Source organism: Flavobacterium flavipallidum, from assembly GCF_038289905.1.
In the GTDB taxonomy this organism is placed as follows: Bacteria; Bacteroidota; Bacteroidia; order Flavobacteriales; family Flavobacteriaceae; genus Flavobacterium; species Flavobacterium flavipallidum.
This window is the reverse complement of the sequence record NZ_JBBYHU010000012.1, coordinates 87,535-103,377: the sequence shown is the minus strand read 5'-3', so window position 1 is coordinate 103,377 and position 15,843 is coordinate 87,535. Positions and strand designations below refer to the sequence as shown.

Genomic DNA, 15,843 nt, shown 5'->3' with positions numbered 1-15,843 from the left:
ATATAGATTACTATAATAATGAGAGAATAAAACTTAATCTAAAAGGAATGAGCCCGATACAATATCGAGCTCATTATTATCAAATTTAATTATAAATTCGTCTAAACTTTTGGGTGCAGTCTAATTAATGCCGGTTTTCTATTTTATATCGTTTCACTATTAATGTTTATGAAATGCTTTTTTATTAAAGACAATTAAGATTCCAACTCCGGTTGAAATAGCCACATCGGCAACATTAAAAATAGCATTAAAAAAGGTAAAATCTCTTCCTCCCCAAACAGGCAACCATTGTGGTAAATTACCGCTCCAAAAAGGAAAGTAAAACATATCGACTACTTTTCCATGGAAATATTTCCCATAAGGCTGATCTGAAAATAATGTAGCTAATTGCGATGTACTGTCATCAAAAATTACCCCATAAAAAACAGAATCTACAATATTTCCAAAAGCACCTGCCAGAATCAACGCTATAGCAACAATTAAGTAATTACTGCTATGCTTTCTTTCTACAGAATCCCACAACCAATATCCAATACCACCGATAGCCACTAATCGAAACAAAGTAAGAATCAATTTCCCATATTCACCCGGAATCTTCGTTCCCCAGGCCATCCCTTCATTTTCAATAAAATGTATTTTAAACCAATTGAATACCTCAACCTCATCTCCTAATACAAAATTAGTTTTGATATATATTTTAGAAATCTGATCTACCAGTAAAACTATGAAGACAAGCAAATACGCGTTTCGTAATGACATTTTTTAATTTTTAAGTGCGCAAAAATAGGTGATTTATAAAAATTAAATTCCAAATTCCAAAATTAGTTTCGGAATTTGGAATTCTAATATTGAAAATTCAATTATTATTTCTGAAGATTTTTAGCCTCAATACTCATCGTAGCATGAGGAACAATTTTTAATCTTTCTTTACTAATTAATTTTCCTGTTACTTTGCAAATACCGTAGGTTTTATTCTCTACGCGAAATAAAGCATTCTTCAAATCACGAATGAATTTCTCCTGACGGATAGCTAATTGAGAGTTTGCTTCTTTAGACATGGTTTCACTTCCTTCTTCGAAAGCTTTGAATGTAGGTGATGTATCATCCGTACCATTATTCAAGTCATTCATATAAGCACTTTTTATCAAATCTAAATCGGCCTGTGCTTTCTCAATTTTCTTTTGAATTATCTCTTTGAACTCTGCCAAATCGGCGTCGGAGTATCGTGCTACTTCATCTACCATAATCAATGTTATTTTGTAATTGTTATTCTAGTTTTAATGTCATCAAATTCAATTTCTGTGCCATTCTCGATTTGTGTTTCAAAAACCAATTCTTCTGTTAAGGTCTCTGACTGAATGTAACTTTTGTTCTCATTCACCGCTGCTTCTAAAACTGCATTGCTTTGCAAATACACCTTAATTTTGTCGGTCACTTCAAATCCTGAATCTTTTCGAATATTCTGAATTCTGTTTACTAACTCCCTTGCAACTCCTTCTTTTCGCAATTCATCAGAGATCGTGATGTCAAGCGCTACGGTAATTCCATTAGAATTTGCAACTAACCAGCCTTCAATATCCTGTGATGTAATCTCTACATCGGCTAATGATAAAGTTACGTCATTTCCTGCAATAACAATACTTATACTACCTTCTCTGTCCAACTGATTGATTTGATCCGGAGAAAAATTTTGTATCTCTTTGGAAATCAATCCCATATCTTTACCAAAACGTGGCCCCAGCGCCTTGAAATTAGGTTTAATTTGTTTCACTAACACACCCGAAGCATCGTCTAAAAGTTCAATTTCTTTCACGTTTACCTCAGCTTTTATTAGCTCAGAAACCGCCTCAATTTCACCTCTCTGACGCTCGTCAAGTACCGGAATCATTACCTTTTGCAGCGGTTGACGCACCTTAATCATTTCCTTCTTACGCAGTGATAAAACCAGTGATGAAATCGTCTGTGCTTTCTGCATTTTGCTCTCTAACGATTTATCAACAAAGTTTTCAACGTATTTTGGAAATTCCGCCAAATGTACACTATCAAATTTTTCTGTTTGTGTAGCCTGCGTTAAGTCTCTGTAAAGCTTATCCATAAAGAATGGAGCTATAGGAGCGCTAAGTTTACTTACGGTTAACAAACAGGTATATAAGGTTTGATAAGCCGCAATTTTATCCTGCGCATATTCCCCTTTCCAGAAACGACGGCGACACAAACGAACGTACCAGTTACTTAAATTCTCCTGAACGAAATCAGAAATCGCGCGAGCAGCTCTTGTTGGCTCATAATCAGCATAAGCTTCATCAACCAATTTAATCAACGTATGTAATTCTGATAAAATCCAACGGTCAATTTCAGGCCTTTCATTCAATGGAACTTCAGCCTCATCAAATTTGAAACCATCAATATTAGCATACAAACTAAAGAATGAATAGGTATTATAAAGTGTTCCAAAGAACTTTCTTCTCACCTCAGCCACACCTTCAATATCAAATTTCAGGTTGTCCCAAGGATTTGCATTGGCAATCATGTACCAGCGTGTCGCATCAGGACCATATTCTTTTAATGTTTCAAATGGATCTACGGCATTCCCTAAACGTTTGGACATCTTTTGTCCGTTTTTGTCCAATACCAATCCGTTAGAAACTACGTTTTTATAAGCGATATTATCAAAAACTAAAGTTCCGATAGCGTGCAGCGTATAGAACCACCCACGGGTTTGATCTACACCTTCAGCGATAAAATCAGCCGGGAATGATTTATTATTATCAATTAAATCTTTGTTTTCAAATGGATAATGCCATTGTGCATAAGGCATCGCACCTGAATCGAACCAAACGTCAATCAAATCAGCCTCGCGTTTCATTGGCTTTCCTGAAGCCGAAACTAATGTAATTCCGTCCACCACATTTTTATGTAAGTCAACCAAATCATAGTTGCTTTCGCTCATGTTTCCAATTTCAAATCCTTTAAACGGATTTGCTGATTGAACCCCGGCTGCAATCGCTTTTTCGATTTCGTTGAACAATTCTTCTACCGAACCAATAAGGATTTCTTCTTGTTTATCTTCAGTTCTCCAAATTGGCAATGGAACTCCCCAATATCTAGAACGTGATAAATTCCAATCGTTGGCATTTTTCAACCAGTTTCCAAAACGCCCTTCTCCGGTTGCTTTTGGTTTCCAGTTGATGGATTCGTTCAAATCAAACATTCGGTCTCTTACCTCTGTAATTTTGATAAACCAAGAATCCAAAGGATAGTACAAAATTGGCTTATCTGTTCTCCAGCAGTGTGGGTAACTGTGTACGTATTTCTCTACTTTGAAAGCCTTATTTTGTTCTTTCAAAAGAATCGCAATCTCAACATCTACCGAACGTTCCGGTGCCTGATCAGCATCGTAATATTCGTTCTTTACATATTTTCCACCAAAATCTCCTAATTGCGGAACAAATTTTCCTTGCAAATCAACCAATGGAACCGGAGTACCATTTTCGTCTAAAACTAACATTGGCGGCACTTCAGGCGTAGCTTCTTTGGCTACCTTAGCATCATCAGCACCAAAAGTTGGAGCTGTATGCACAATTCCTGTACCGTCTTCAGTTGTTACGAAATCTCCCGAAATCACTCTAAACGCATTTTCCGGATTTTGATATGGCAACGCCCATGGCAATAATTGCTCGTAACGAATACCTACCAAATCAGCTCCTTTTGCTTCGGTTAAAATTTGGTAAGGAATCTTTTTATCTCCTGCTTTGTAATTGTCAAAATCAGCAACATCTTCGCTTAAGAAAAAGCCTTTTCCAAATTGTTTTCCAACTAAATTCTTAGCCAAAACAACATTGATTGGCTCAAAAGTATATTGATTGAACGTTTTAACTAAAACATAATCGATTTTTGGACCTACAGTCAAAGCTGTGTTTGAAGGCAAAGTCCAAGGAGTTGTCGTCCAGGCTAAAATATGAATATCTCCAAAACCTTCTAAAAAGCTTGGCAAACTTTCATTTTTAGCTTTAAACTGAGCCACAATGGTAGTATCAGTTACATCACGATAGGAACCCGGTTGGTTTACCTCATGTGATGACAATCCTGTTCCTGCTTTTGGAGAATACGGTTGAATGGTGTATCCTTTGTACATCAAATCCTTGTTGTAGATTTGTTTCAACAACCACCAAACACTCTCCATATATTTGGATTTATAAGTAATATACGGATCTTCCATATCTACCCAATAACCCATCTTTTCGGTCAAATCATTCCATACGTCTGTATAACGCATCACGGTTCTTTTACAAGCCTCGTTATATTCGGCTACCGTAATTTTTGACCCGATATCCTCTTTGGTAATTCCTAATTCTTTTTCGGTACCTAACTCTACTGGCAAACCATGGGTATCCCAACCTGCTTTTCGCTTTACCTGATATCCTTTTTGAGTTTTATATCTGCAAAAAATATCTTTAATAGCACGCGCCATCACGTGGTGAATTCCCGGCAATCCATTTGCCGAAGGCGGTCCTTCAAAAAACACATAAGGTTTCGCCCCTTCGCGTGTCGTTACACTTTTTTCAAATATATTTTCTTGCTTCCAAAAATCCAGAACTTCCGACGCTACTGTAGGCAAGTCAAGTCCTTTGTATTCAGTAAATTTTGTACTCATTGTATCCTTTTCTTAATCGAGGTGCGAAAGTAAGGAATTTTGAGGAAATTAGAGAAAGGAGGAAAGAAAAAAGAGGAAAGAAACGCAATTTTTGAGCGTTTTTATAATCGTTTTGAGGATTTTTGCTAAGGAATTGATTCTGAAGCCTGTTATTTTCAAAAAAAAAATACTTTCAAACTTTTTATTTTCTACACGAATAACAGCCCCTTATTAAGGCTAAAATTTTCATGAAATTTCACTAAATTTATTATACTCAAATTCTACATATAAAAAAGAAAATCAAATCATTAGTACAGCTAATTGATTATTGAAAAAACACTCCTGTATTTCCCACAAAAGTTCAAAAACCAAACTGCAATTTGAACTGAACAAAAAACTACTACACCAACCGTCTCTAAACATCTATTTCCACTTATAAAAAAGATTATGAAAACAATTTTACTCTTCATCGCAATCCTAACTTTAGGATGCAGCCCCGAATATTATGTTCCCAATTCCCAAAACATTCCAATTATGGAATCCAAGGGACAAACCAATTTAGGGATAGGCTACAACGAAAGTGATTATACGCAAGCGTTCGAAATCCAAGCCGCTCATGCTATCACCAATCACATCGCTCTGCAATTCAACACCGACTGGGTTAACACTAAAAAAAGTGAAACCTCAGATGAATATGACGCTAAGGGAAATATGCTGGAAATAGGTGCTGGATATTTTAGTTCTATCTCACGGCATTTTGTATTTGAAACCTACGGATTAGTTTGTTTTGGCAGTCTCAAATACGAATCTTTATCCTCATCAAATGCTCAGAATTTCTCGGCTAAATTTAATCGGATAGGTATTCAGCCCAGTATAAGTTATAACCGAAAACATTTTACTGGTTCGATTTCCTCAAGAATTGTCCATCTCAAATACAGAGACATTAATGGCGACCCAAATTCTACTGACTTTGATACCAATTATTTAAGCACAAACAATAGCTATTGGTTACTGGAACCAGCCATTACTTTGCAGGCAGGAACAGAAAATGTAAAATTTCAACTTCAATATGTTTACAGTCAAAACCTAACTGATTCCTCATTTCCTCAGGAACCGGATATTATTTCTTTAGGAATTAAATTTAAAATAAATCCCAAAAAACAAATGGCAACTATGAATAAATAATTACGCAAAAACCTCCTTTAAAACCTGCAGTGATTTGGGTCTTTTGAAACCATCCAAATGATAAGCGTAGTAGTCAATGAGAATTTTCAAGAGGATTTGTCTTTCGATTACATGAAATACCTTCTGGTCATTATCAAATTTTAAAGCAATCAGTTTTTTGAACAAATTACTTTCATGTTCGCTCAAAGAACCTATGGCATGAAAAGGAGTAAAAACACCTTCGTTCATTTCGAAAAAAGGCATATCCACATCAGAAGTATCGGGATAAAAACCGAGATATTTGGTCATTTCGAGCATCAAAATCAGATGAAAATTAGCAATTTCGTCATGATGGTCTAACCAATGCAACGCCGTTTCTAAAAAAGTAAAAAGCGACTCGTTTCTTTCTTCTTCATGTATCGAATGATGCAAAATTTCAGAAAGAAACAGCGCAATAGTACTCTTGTAAATATCTGAATGTATCGACTGAAACGGATCTGCAATTTTAATTTCTTTAAAATGCTCCATCGTGCCTTTATTCTTATGTGTGGCTTCAATTTCCAGTATGCTCATGGGCTGAAAATAAGCCATTTTTTGAGACGTTTTTCTACTTGAAAAAGCATCACGAACAAAATAGGTTTTCAATCCATGCGACAACGTAAAGCATTTTACTATCAGGCTTTTTTCCTGGTATTTTAAAGCCGAAATAACGATTGCTTTGGTTTTTATTTGCATGGATTTTATTTTTTGCGAAGATAATTAAAAGTCCTTAGTCCCTAGTCCTTAGTCCTTAGTTTCTATTTTGTGCTAAGGACTAGGGACTAACTACTAAGGACTAAAAAAACTAAACCACTCCTTGTGCTATCATCGCATCGGCTACTTTTACAAATCCGGCAATATTAGCTCCTTTTACATAATCCACATAACCATTGCCGTCAGCACCATATTGTACGCAGGCGGCATGAATATTTAGCATAATACCTTTTAATCTTTCATCGACTTCTTCGGCAGTCCAGCTCATTCGCAAGGAGTTTTGCGACATTTCTAGACCAGAAGTAGCAACTCCACCGGCATTTGAAGCTTTTCCGGGTGAGAATAATATTTTAGCCTTATGAAAAACTGCAATTGCCTCTGGCGTTGAAGGCATATTAGCTCCTTCGGCTACACAAATACAGCCATTCGCAATAAGAGCAGCAGCACTTTCAGCATCCAGTTCGTTTTGAGTAGCACAAGGCAAAGCGATATCACATTGTTGCTCCCAGGATTTTGCTCCGGCAATGTATTTTGCTTTTGGATATTTTGCTACATAGTCACTTATACGGGTACGCAACTCATTTTTTAAATACATGACATACGCTAATTTCTCTGCATCGATTCCATCAGAATCATAAATATAACCATCAGAATCCGACATCGTAATTACCTTAGCGCCTAACTGAGTCGCTTTTTCAACCGCATATTGTGCCACATTTCCTGAACCGGAAACCGCAACAATTTTGCCTTTCAAGTCATCGCCTTTAGTAGCCAGCATACTTTGAGCAAAATAAACCACTCCATAACCTGTCGCCTCTGGTCTTATCAGCGATCCCCCAAAAGAAATTCCTTTACCCGTTAAAACCCCGGTAAACTCATTTCGGATTTTTTTATATTGCCCAAATAAATACCCAACTTCTCTGGCTCCTACTCCTAAATCTCCCGCCGGAACATCGGTATCAGCACCAATGTGCTTGCATAATTCAGTCATAAACGCCTGGCAAAAGCGCATTACCTCAATATCTGACTTTCCTTTAGGATCAAAATCCGAACCTCCTTTTCCTCCGCCCATTGGCAAAGTGGTCAAACTATTTTTAAAAGTTTGTTCAAATGCCAGAAACTTAAGAACACTTAGATTCACCGTAGGATGAAAACGAAGTCCGCCTTTATAAGGCCCTATAGCCGAATTCATCTGAACACGAAAACCTCTGTTAATTTGAATTTGCCCTTTATCATCAAGCCAGGCTACCCTAAAAACGATAATCCTTTCTGCTTCAACCATTCGCTCCAGGAGCTTTTTATTTTGGTACTTTGGATTTTCTTCAATAAAAGGAATAACTGTTTCAGCGACTTCTAAAACGGCCTGTAAAAATTCAGGCTCATGAGCATTTTTGAGAGCAACTTCATTTACAAAATTTTGGATAGCTTGAGACATAATTAATAAGAGTTTTATAGTTAAGAAAACGTTTTCGTAGCTTAAAACAAAGTTACGTTTTAAATAAAAATTATACTCATTGAGAGCACTTTTAGTGCTACGAATTATTTAAAGTTAAAACATCTTTCTAAAATTCAAAAAATACTATACCAATTCTTATAAAAACATTAACATTACAACAACTAAAATGCTGTTTTACAACTTTATTGTAAAAACTATTAACTGACTTAAAGTTTTTATATCTTTGTTCCACCCTGACTTACAACTAAAATGCTCCGCAATAATTGGCTCAACTTTTTGATTACATTTATTTTACTTGGAATAACAAGTAAAACGAATGCGCAATTTGGTTTTTCCCATGAAATTGGAGTAATTGCTGGCCCTGTAGCCTTTCAGTCAGATTACGGAGTACGCCATGATTTTGAAACCAATGCTGGAAACACAGGAACGGGTGTTGGAATTATTCACTATCTTAACTTTTCCTATAAAGCAGAATGTAACTGTTACACTCCTGAAACCTATTTTAATGACCACTTCAAGTTACGAAGTGAACTTTCTTACAATAAAACTAATTTTGAGCATCTTGGAGAATGGGTCAAAAGAAATTCTCCTGAAGCAATGCAGCTAAGAGAAATGAAAGGCGAAAGTGCGGTAACTAACATAGGAATGCAATTAGAATATTTCCCTTTTAGTATTCGTGACTTCACCGCAAGAATAGGAAGTCTGGGACCTTTTGTGAGTCTGGGAGCACAATTTAGCAACTATAACACTAAGGCTTATTCCTCCTTAGGACCTTTAGGAACACCCCTTACCACATATCCTAAATACCTGACTCCTACAGATGATAGACCTTATGGTTTTTCTACCGAAAACGGAACCGTTTGGTCCATTGTTTCCAGTGTAGGAACTCGTTACAAATTAACTCCTTTGAGTGATTTCATGGTTGATTTACGATTTCAGTATTACTTCTCAGACTGGGTTGACGGTTTAAAACCAAATCCTGCTTTATACAAAGAAAACAAGGCTAATGATTGGTTAGTTTGGTTCAATGTAGGCTACATCTACTACTTGCAATAAGTCTTAAATTTAGAAATAAAAAAGAGCCTTCGCAGAAAAGACTCTTATCTAAACTATTTTTTTCTTAAAGATAAATTATACCAATTTTCGAATGGCCATAATGACCCCTATATGAAGCCCTTCGTGGAAATTATTGAATCGCATCGAATCTTCATTATTTTTTAATACAAAACCTGTAGATGTTGGGTATTCTGTAAAATTTTGGAACAAATTATTTTGAATATCTTTCTCTGTTTGCGCAACCGTAGTATGCAACAAATTCAAAATTTCGTTTACTTCTTCCTGAGAAGCCACATGCTCAGTTTGGGTTCCTTTTTTGTATTTTTCTACCAATTCTTCAGAAACCATCATTGGCAGACCAGCCAGTTTATAAACCAATAATTGCTGGGTAACTACAACATGCGCTACATTCCAAATCAAATTGTTTTTAAAACCGTCAGGAACTTTATTTAATTGTTCTAGTGTATATCCCTGAACCAATTTAGAAATCATATTTCTACTGGTTTTTGTAATGGCTAAAATCTCTTGCATCGTATTGAATTTGTAAATTTTGGCGTAAAAATAATCATTTAACGTCTTAAATGATTTTTCTTTGCATAAAGAATTAAAAATTATGACCAATAAAGTATACCATCTTTCCTCTTGTGACACTTGTCGAAAAATTATCAAATCCTTACCTGAAAACCATAATCTGGAACTTCACGACATCAAACAAAGTCCGATTACCTTAGAAGAATTAGAAGAAATGTATCAACTTTCAGGGAGCTACGAAGCGCTATTTAGCAAGAAAGCACAGCTTTACAAATCGATGGGATTGAAGGATCAAAACTTAACCGATGACGATTTTAAGCAATATATTTTAGAACATTATACTTTTTTAAGCCGCCCTGTTTTTATTATTGATGAAAAAATTTACATTGGCAACAGCAAACAAAATGTGGAAAATGTAATTCTGGCTTTGACAAAATAATATTCACAATATAGATAATTTCAAAGTTTTAAACCATTAAGGATTTAAATTATAAAATGGTTTTTATCAGCTGAATACCGAAAACTGACTACTGAATACTTTTTTAGTATCTTTGACCACCTTTTAAAAAATGACATGATACAATCAATGACCGGTTTTGGTAAAGCAACTTTGCAATTACCAACCAAGAAAATAACTGTCGAAGTAAAATCCTTAAATAGTAAAGGTTTAGACTTAAATGTTCGAATGCCTTCACTTTATCGCGAAATGGAATTGGGTTTACGTACTCAAATTGCAACCGCATTAGAAAGAGGAAAAGTAGATTTTTCTATTTTTATCGAAAATACTGCCGAGCAAACTTCGACTAAAGTCAATGTACCTATCGTAAAAGCTTACATCGCTCAGCTTAGAGAAGTTTATGCAGATGCTGATGAAACCGAGTTGATGAAAATGGCTGTTCGCATGCCCGATACCATGAAAGTAGAAAGAGAGGAAATCGACGAAAACGAATGGGCTCAAATAAAAAACGTAATTGACGAAAGTTTGAACAACATTCTTTCTTTCAGAAAAGATGAGGGTGAATCGTTAGAAAAAGAATTCCAATTGCGTATCGGCAATATCCGTCAGTTCATGAATGATGCATTGGCACTGGATCCGGAACGTGTTCAAAACATCAAAGACCGTTTGCAAACTGCCATTGACGAACTAAAAGTAAACGTTGACGAAAACCGTTTTGAGCAGGAATTAATCTATTATTTAGAAAAGTTAGACATCACCGAAGAAAAAGTACGTTTGACAAACCATTTGGATTATTTCCTGGAAACCATCAAAGGAACGGAAGCCAATGGTAGAAAACTGGGATTCATTACTCAGGAAATGGGACGCGAAATCAACACCATGGGTTCAAAATCCAATCATGCACAAATGCAAAAATTAGTCGTGATGATGAAAGACGAATTGGAAAAAATCAAAGAACAGGTTTTAAATGTTTTATAAGTAAATAGTCCTTAGTCCCTAGCATTGAAGAACTACTAAGGACTAAGGACTAAGGACTAATACTAAAAAAATGAAAAAAGGAAAATTAATCGTATTCTCGGCGCCATCAGGTTCGGGAAAAACAACGATAGTTAGGCATTTATTAAAGCAGGAAGACTTGAATTTAGAGTTTTCTATCTCGGCAGCAACACGTGCAGCCAGAGGGGAAGAGGTAAATGGTAAGGATTATTATTTTATCTCTTTGGAAGAATTCAAAAACCATATCAAAAACGAAGATTTCGTGGAATGGGAAGAAGTTTACAGAGACAACTTTTACGGAACTTTAAAAAGCGAAGTAGAACGCATCTGGGCTTTGGGCAAAAACGTAATTTTTGACATTGATGTTGCAGGTGGTTTGCGTATCAAACACAAATTCCCGGAAGAAACTTTAGCCGTTTTTGTAAAACCACCAAGTGTGGACGAACTAAAAAGACGCTTAAAAGAACGTTCTACCGAAAGCGAAGACAAAATCAATATGCGTATCGCCAAAGCTCACGTCGAACTGGCTACCGCTCCGCAATTTGATGTAATTATTAAAAATTATGATTTGGAAGTAGCTTTGGAAGAAGCAACTGAGCTAGTTAGGGATTTTGTTAATAAGTAGTCCTAAGCAGTTAGTACATAGTCCTTAGCATTAAAAACAATAAATTATGAGTGGGGTGAAATCACACAAAGAATTATTAATTTGGCAAAAGGGTATCAAAATTGTGGTTTTGATTTACAAACTCACAAAGGATTTTCCTAAAGAAGAAATTTATGCTTTAACGAGTCAATTAAAAAGAGCTAGTGTATCAATCCCTTCAAATATTGCAGAAGGCTTTGGACGACAAACAGATAAATCATTTAATCATTTTTTAAATATTGCCAGAGGTTCATTAAATGAAATAGAAACACAACTCATTATTGCAAAAGAATTAGATTTTGTTTTTAATAGAGGAAGAAAGCAAAATGATCAATGCCTTCTCTAAAAACCTAAAAGACTAAAACTTAGAACTAGGGACTAACTACTAAGGACTGGAAAATGAAAATCGGACTGTATTTCGGGACATTCAACCCCATTCATGTGGGGCATTTGATTATTGCCAATCACATGGCGGAGCATGCCGATTTAGATCAGGTTTGGTTAGTGGTTACCCCACACAATCCTTTGAAGAAAAAAAGTACTTTGCTGGACGATTACCACCGTCTGCAAATGGTTTTTCTTGCTACTGAAGATTATCCAAAATTGAAACCTTCGGATATTGAATTTAAACTTTCGCAGCCCAATTATACAGTAAACACCTTAGTTCATTTGGAGGAAAAATATCCTAATCACGAATTTTCACTGATTATGGGAGAAGACAACCTAAAATCGTTTCATAAGTGGAAAAATTACGAAGCGATTTTAGAACACCACGATATTTATGTGTATCCGCGAATTTCGGCTGAAGAAGAAAACCTAGAATTGAAACAACATCCAAAAGTACACTTAATTGATGCTCCAGTTGTAGAAATTTCTTCAACAACTATTAGAAAAAATATCAAATCAGCTAAAAATGTACGTCCTTTACTCCCTCCAAAAGTTTGGGAATACATTGATCATAATTTGTTTTATAAAAAGTAAATCAGACCAATACTTTTTTCAACTCTTCTTCTATTCCCTGAGCAGCCGAGTTAAATCCACTATGCTTACCTGATAACAGATACACTTCGGTTTCCGGCATCTGGTTTGTTTCCCAAATGATTTGCAGCTTCCCTTCCTTAATAAAAGACTGTGCATTAATATCCCAGGTTACAGCAACACCTGAATTTCTGGAAAGCATTTCAAGCATTTCATATTCTGATGGAATGATATAATTGGAAACCATGGATGGTCGCTTCTTATTAAATACATGAAGCCAAAATAATTTCACGTGTGGAATTCCGGAATCATGACTGTACCATTTTTGGTCGTTTAACCAATTTTCAACAGCTGAATAATCTGCATTTTTTATCATTGATTTTAAAATTGCTGAATCAATGTTTTTCGAACCCACAATAATTTGTTTTATAGTTCCTAACTCTTTCTGGATGGTATCAAAAGTTTCTATTTTTTTTGTAACAATAGCATAATCTATTTTCTTATTATTCACCAATTCAAACAGCTCATTATTCTCATAGAAACTAAAATCGATATAATCAAATTTGTCAATCAGATGACTTCCAATACTACTGAACAAATGTTTTGAAATCCCCACTGTAATCAACCGATTGGCATCAAAAGCTTTAGAACGAAAACCATTTTCTACATTTTCCAAACGATCCAAAGCTTCAATAATTAAATTATTAAGCAATTTGGCGTATTCGGTTGGCTCTACTCCTTTTGATTTTCGATTAAACAACTTATAACCTACATGAGTTTCCAACATAGAAATCTGCTGACTTACCGCAGGCTGACTGATAAATAATTCTTTGGCAGCTAAAGAAAAATTACCGTTTTTATAAACCGATTTAAACGTTCGATACCATTCTAAATTAACCATGATATAAATATATTTATCACAAACATAATTTAAATTATTTTTACTAATAACATTTGCGTCATAAATTTGTATCAATAAAAATCAAATATGAAAAAATCAATATTACTCTCGCTTTTCGCTTTAACAGTTAGTTGCTTCTCTGCAACAGCACAAAATAAAGAACACATGAAAAAAGTATTATTTGTAGTTACCAGTCATGATAAACTGGGAAATACAGGTGAAAAAACCGGATTTTGGACGGAAGAATTTGCGGCACCTTATTATGAATTGGCCGACAAAGGAATCCAAATAGACATTGCGACTCCTCTGGGCGGACAACCTCCAATTGACCCAAGAAGTGCTGATCCTGCATCGGCAACTGAGGACACTAAAAGATTTGATGCCGACACTGCATTATTGAACAAATTAAAACACACTTTAAAATTAGCCAATGTAAAAGAGGCTGATTATGATGCTATTTTTTACCCTGGAGGTCACGGACCTTTATGGGACTTAACAAAAGATAGAAATTCGATTACATTGATTGAATCTTTCTACAAGCATAACAAACCAGTCGCTTTTGTATGTCATGCACCAGCTGTTTTAAAAGATGTAAAAATAAACGAGGAATACTTAGTAAAAGGAAAAAAACTAACCGGATTCTCAAATACCGAAGAAGCTGCAGTAGGATTAACTAATGTAGTTCCGTTTTTATTAGAAGAAGTACTTCAGGCTCGTGGTGGTATTTATTCAAAAACTGAAAACTGGCATCCCTATGCTGTTGAAGACGGACTTTTAATAACTGGTCAAAATCCGGCTTCGTCCAAACTGGTAGCACAAAAATTATTACAACAACTAAACACTCAAAAATAAGATGTTAAACTTCGAATTATACAATCCTACCAAATTAGTTTTTGGAAAAGGACAAATAGAAAAATTAGGAACATTAATTCCTGCTGGTGCTAAAATCTTATTAGCTTATGGCGGTGGGAGTATCTTTAAAAACGGAATTCACCAGCAAACTATCGATAACTTAAAAGGATTTGAAGTCGTGGAATTTGGCGGAATTGAACCGAATCCACATTTTGAAACTTTGATGAAAGCCGTAGAAATTATCAAAGCCGAAAAAATTGATTTTATTCTGGCAGTAGGCGGTGGCTCTGTAATTGACGGTGTGAAATTCATTTCGGCCGCAGTTAACTTTGACGGAAATCCTATTGATATTTTGCAAAAACACATTTTAATAACCGAAAATGCGATGCCTTTTGGAACCATTTTAACACTTCCTGCAACGGGAAGCGAAATGAATTCCGGTTATGTAGTAACGATTAAAGCCACTCAGGAAAAATTAGCTTCTGGCGGAAGTGCTTTATTCCCAAAATTCTCTATTTGCGACCCAACAGTAATTCAGTCGTTACCAAAAAGACAATTACAAAACGGCGTTGTGGATGCTTTTACTCACGTTATGGAGCAATACTTAACTTATCCTCATGAAGGCTATTTACAAGATCGAATTGCCGAAGGAATTTTGCAAACTTTAATCGAAGTGGGACCAAAAGTAGTTGAAAATCCATCAGATTATGCACTGGCATCCAACTTTATGTGGAGTTGTACCATGGCTTTGAACGGATTAATCGCAAAAGGAGTTCCAACAGACTGGGCGACACACATGATTGGTCATGAATTAACAGCATTATATGACATTGATCATGCGAGAACATTAGCCATTATTGGACCTAATTTATACCGTGTTGTATTTGAAACCAAAAAAGAAAAACTGGCTCAATACGGGAAACGTATTTTTAACTTAGAAGGAACAGTTGACGAAATTGCTAATGAAGCTATCAACAAAACAGTCGAATTTTTCCACATCATGGGAATCGACACAAAACTTTCGCAATACACTGAAGACTACAGCAAAACAGCTGATTTTATTGTAGATCGTTTTGATGAAAGAGGCTGGAAAGCAATGGGAGAAAAACAAAATATTACTTTGGACAAATTAAAAGCCATAGTAGAATTGAGTTATTAATTCTTACTTATTTATAAATCAATACAAAAGGCGACACCTAAATTATAGATGTCGCCTTTTTACTAATACCAAAAACTAAACTAACAAATACTAAACACAAATTACTTATTTACAAAAACTTACAACGCTAATCACATTTCAATTATTGTATTTATTCAGAAAAAAATTAAAAAAATATTATTTCGATTTCAAAACCTTAACCCAATTCAAAAGGATTCCTCTTGTTTCATTAGTACATTTTTAAGTACTTTTGATTAAACTATT

The 15,843-nt window shown here is 35.3% G+C and carries 17 protein-coding genes; 10 read left to right on the top strand and 7 right to left on the bottom strand.

Features of this window, described 5'->3' with window-relative positions:
- The first annotated feature begins 2 nt into the window (after positions 1 to 2).
- Entirely contained in the window at positions 3 to 89 is an 87-nt protein-coding gene (locus AAEO59_RS16360; protein ID WP_407934929.1) for an IS3 family transposase, read from the top strand.
- A 70-nt stretch (positions 90 to 159) separates the two neighbouring features.
- Here AAEO59_RS16360 and AAEO59_RS08170 read toward each other — a convergent pair whose 3' ends face one another.
- The 3 genes from AAEO59_RS08170 to ileS form a co-directional block, all read right to left on the bottom strand.
- Complete coding sequence (locus tag AAEO59_RS08170) at positions 160 to 759, bottom strand: lipoprotein signal peptidase (protein ID WP_341700243.1); 600 nt, start codon at positions 757 to 759, stop codon at positions 160 to 162.
- 104 nt (positions 760 to 863) lie between these two features.
- Positions 864 to 1,244 carry a TraR/DksA family transcriptional regulator gene (locus AAEO59_RS08165; RefSeq protein ID WP_341700242.1) on the bottom strand — a complete coding sequence of 127 codons (381 nt, stop codon included), beginning with the start codon at positions 1,242 to 1,244 and terminating at the stop codon, positions 864 to 866.
- Positions 1,245 to 1,252: 8 nt separating this feature from the next.
- Positions 1,253 to 4,654 carry an isoleucine--tRNA ligase gene (ileS, locus tag AAEO59_RS08160; RefSeq protein WP_341700241.1) on the bottom strand — a complete coding sequence of 1,134 codons (3,402 nt, stop codon included), beginning with the start codon at positions 4,652 to 4,654 and terminating at the stop codon, positions 1,253 to 1,255.
- A 426-nt stretch (positions 4,655 to 5,080) separates the two neighbouring features.
- Here ileS and AAEO59_RS08155 point away from each other — a divergent pair, with 426 nt between their 5' ends.
- Positions 5,081 to 5,818 (top strand): hypothetical protein, encoded by a 738-nt coding sequence (locus AAEO59_RS08155; RefSeq protein ID WP_341700240.1) that lies wholly within the window; start codon positions 5,081 to 5,083, stop codon positions 5,816 to 5,818.
- On the opposite strand, the gene recO is transcribed toward AAEO59_RS08155, so the two are convergent.
- Both recO and gdhA read right to left on the bottom strand, forming a co-directional pair.
- Positions 5,819 to 6,532: a DNA repair protein RecO gene (gene recO, locus AAEO59_RS08150; protein WP_341700239.1), complete on the bottom strand. Its 714-nt coding sequence runs from the start codon at positions 6,530 to 6,532 to the stop codon at positions 5,819 to 5,821.
- Between the two features lie 109 nt (positions 6,533 to 6,641).
- Complete coding sequence (gene gdhA / locus AAEO59_RS08145; protein WP_341700238.1) at positions 6,642 to 7,985, bottom strand: NADP-specific glutamate dehydrogenase; 1,344 nt, start codon at positions 7,983 to 7,985, stop codon at positions 6,642 to 6,644.
- Positions 7,986 to 8,255: 270 nt separating this feature from the next.
- Here gdhA and AAEO59_RS08140 point away from each other — a divergent pair, with 270 nt between their 5' ends.
- Positions 8,256 to 9,062: a THC0290_0291 family protein gene (locus tag AAEO59_RS08140; protein WP_341700237.1), complete on the top strand. Its 807-nt coding sequence runs from the start codon at positions 8,256 to 8,258 to the stop codon at positions 9,060 to 9,062.
- A gap of 75 nt (positions 9,063 to 9,137) precedes the next feature.
- Here AAEO59_RS08140 and AAEO59_RS08135 read toward each other — a convergent pair whose 3' ends face one another.
- On the bottom strand, positions 9,138 to 9,593 hold the full coding sequence (locus tag AAEO59_RS08135; RefSeq protein WP_341700236.1) for a DinB family protein: 456 nt from the start codon (positions 9,591 to 9,593) through the stop codon (positions 9,138 to 9,140).
- A gap of 82 nt (positions 9,594 to 9,675) precedes the next feature.
- Here AAEO59_RS08135 and AAEO59_RS08130 point away from each other — a divergent pair, with 82 nt between their 5' ends.
- From AAEO59_RS08130 to nadD, 5 genes are all read left to right on the top strand, one after another.
- A complete protein-coding gene (locus AAEO59_RS08130) occupies positions 9,676 to 10,032 on the top strand; it encodes an arsenate reductase family protein (protein WP_341700235.1) in 357 nt (118 codons plus the stop codon).
- A gap of 135 nt (positions 10,033 to 10,167) precedes the next feature.
- Complete coding sequence (locus AAEO59_RS08125; RefSeq protein ID WP_341700234.1) at positions 10,168 to 11,028, top strand: YicC/YloC family endoribonuclease; 861 nt, start codon at positions 10,168 to 10,170, stop codon at positions 11,026 to 11,028.
- 70 nt (positions 11,029 to 11,098) lie between these two features.
- Positions 11,099 to 11,671, top strand: coding sequence for a guanylate kinase (gmk, locus tag AAEO59_RS08120; protein ID WP_341700233.1), 573 nt, complete (start codon positions 11,099 to 11,101; stop codon positions 11,669 to 11,671).
- A 55-nt stretch (positions 11,672 to 11,726) separates the two neighbouring features.
- Positions 11,727 to 12,035 (top strand): four helix bundle protein, encoded by a 309-nt coding sequence (locus AAEO59_RS08115; RefSeq protein ID WP_407934927.1) that lies wholly within the window; start codon positions 11,727 to 11,729, stop codon positions 12,033 to 12,035.
- Positions 12,036 to 12,088: 53 nt separating this feature from the next.
- Complete coding sequence (gene nadD, locus AAEO59_RS08110; RefSeq protein ID WP_341700231.1) at positions 12,089 to 12,670, top strand: nicotinate (nicotinamide) nucleotide adenylyltransferase; 582 nt, start codon at positions 12,089 to 12,091, stop codon at positions 12,668 to 12,670.
- Between the two features lies 1 nt (position 12,671).
- On the opposite strand, the gene AAEO59_RS08105 is transcribed toward nadD, so the two are convergent.
- Positions 12,672 to 13,568, bottom strand: a complete 897-nt coding sequence (locus AAEO59_RS08105) for a LysR family transcriptional regulator (protein ID WP_341700230.1) — start codon at positions 13,566 to 13,568, stop codon at positions 12,672 to 12,674.
- Between the two features lie 87 nt (positions 13,569 to 13,655).
- Between AAEO59_RS08105 and AAEO59_RS08100 the strand changes: the two genes are divergently transcribed.
- The gene (locus tag AAEO59_RS08100) at positions 13,656 to 14,420 is read left to right on the top strand and encodes a type 1 glutamine amidotransferase domain-containing protein (RefSeq protein ID WP_341700229.1); all 765 of its coding nucleotides are present in this window, start codon (positions 13,656 to 13,658) and stop codon (positions 14,418 to 14,420) included.
- A gap of 1 nt (position 14,421) precedes the next feature.
- Positions 14,422 to 15,579 carry an iron-containing alcohol dehydrogenase gene (locus AAEO59_RS08095; RefSeq protein ID WP_341700228.1) on the top strand — a complete coding sequence of 386 codons (1,158 nt, stop codon included), beginning with the start codon at positions 14,422 to 14,424 and terminating at the stop codon, positions 15,577 to 15,579.
- Positions 15,580 to 15,843 lie beyond the last annotated feature (264 nt).